General features: G+C 71.2%; 3 protein-coding genes. All 3 read left to right on the top strand.

Going from position 1 to position 1,584, the window contains the following annotated elements; genetic code table 11:
* Nucleotides 1-494: histidinol dehydrogenase (locus tag Q0112_RS17590; RefSeq protein ID WP_297977315.1), on the top strand; the 494-nt coding region annotated here is incomplete at its 5' end.
* A 5-nt stretch (nucleotides 495-499) separates the two neighbouring features.
* Nucleotides 500-1,012 (top strand): UPF0262 family protein, encoded by a 513-nt coding sequence (locus tag Q0112_RS17585; protein ID WP_297977313.1) that lies wholly within the window; start codon nucleotides 500-502, stop codon nucleotides 1,010-1,012.
* Nucleotides 1,013-1,016: 4 nt separating this feature from the next.
* Nucleotides 1,017-1,490 (top strand): low molecular weight phosphatase family protein, encoded by a 474-nt coding sequence (locus tag Q0112_RS17580; protein ID WP_297977312.1) that lies wholly within the window; start codon nucleotides 1,017-1,019, stop codon nucleotides 1,488-1,490.
* Nucleotides 1,491-1,584 lie beyond the last annotated feature (94 nt).

The following is a 1,584-nucleotide window of genomic DNA, read 5'->3' as shown; positions in this document are numbered from 1 at the left end:
TCACCGACGACGCGGCCTTCGGCCGCACGGTCGCCGCCGCCGTCGAGGCGCGCCTCGCCGGCCTCGCCCGACGCGAGATCGCCGGCGCGAGCTGGCGCGCGCACGGCGCCGTTGTCACGGTGCGCGACTGGGACGAGGCGGCGGCGCTCGCCGACCGCATCGCGCCCGAGCACCTCGAGATCTGCACCTCGGACGCGGACGCGCTCGCCGCGCGCATCCGCCACGCCGGCGCCATCTTCGTCGGGCCGCTCTCCCCGGAAGCGATCGGGGACTATGTCGGCGGGCCGAACCACGTGCTGCCCACGGCGCGCTCCGCCCGCTTCTCCTCCGGCCTCTCGGTGCTCGACTTCATGAAGCGCACGACCATCGCGCGCATGAGCCCGGCGGCGCTCGCGCGGGTCGGCCCTGCCGCCGAGCGCCTCGCCGCCTGCGAGGGGCTCGAGGCGCACGGCCTCTCGATCCGCGTCCGGCTCGACCGGCTCAACGAGGGATGAAACCCATGCCCGTTCCCGCGCCCGATTCCGAGCCGCAAGGCACCGACCGGCTGATCGAGATCAACCTCGACGAAACCGGCCTCGCGCCGCCGACGCCCGAGATCGAGCAGGAGCGGCGGGTGGCGATCTACGATCTGCTCGAGGAGAACCGCTTCGCCCTGCCGGCGCGCGACGGTCGTCCCGCCCCGCCCGGCCCCTACCGGCTGAGCCTCGCCATCCGCGAGCGCCGCCTCGTCTTCCAGGTGACGGCGGACTCCGGGACCGCGGGCGAGTTCCACCTCTCGCTCACCCCCTTCAACCAGGTGGTGAAGGACTATTTCCAGATCTGCGGCAGCTACTTCGACGCGGTGAAGCGGCTGCCGGCGTCGCAGATCGAGGCGATCGACATGGGCCGGCGCGGCATCCACAACGAGGGGTCGCGCATCCTGCTCGAGCGGCTGAAGGGCAAGGTCGACACCGACATGGCGACGGCGCGGCGGCTCTTCACCCTGATCTGCGTGCTGCACTTCAAGGGCTGACCGCTTGAGCTCGAACCCCCATTCGGTGCTTTTCTGCTGCGATTACAACGCCGTCCGCTCGCCGATGGCCGAGGGGATCATGAAGAAGTTCTACGGCAGCCGCATCTACGTGCAGTCGGCCGGGGTGAAGAACGAGCTCGACATCGACGGCTTCTCGGTCGCGGTCTGCGAGGAGATCGGCGTGCCGCTCGGCCGGCACCGCACGCGCAGCTTCCAGGAGATGGAGGAATGGGGCGACCGGATCGACGCCTACGACCTCATCGTCGCGCTGTCGCCGGCCGCCATGCGCCAGGCGCAGGAATATACCCGCTACCACGCCATCGACGTCGAATACTGGCCGACCTTCGATCCGACCGGGCTCGGCGAGGACCGCGCGGCGAAGCTCGCCGCCTACCGCCAGGCGCGCGACCAGATCGAGGGCCGGATCCGCGCCCGCTTCGGGCCGCCCGACGCCGAGGCCGAGGAGGCAGTGGGCTGACGCCGGTCGGAACGTCCGGCGCCGGGGGGTGGGTCAGGTCTCATTCGGGCCTCCGGCGGATTGAATCGGGATCGAGGGGAATTCCGGTCGTGTT

Source organism: uncultured Amaricoccus sp., from assembly GCF_937858865.1.
GTDB lineage: Bacteria > Pseudomonadota > Alphaproteobacteria > Rhodobacterales > Rhodobacteraceae > Amaricoccus.
This window is presented reverse-complemented; position numbering and strand designations above follow the sequence as displayed.

Excerpts from the sequence above, each read along its gene's own strand:
- Q0112_RS17585 (WP_297977313.1), top strand. The coding sequence starts at position 500 with ATGCCCGTTCCCGCGCCCGATTCCGAGCCGCAAGGCACCGACCGGCTG.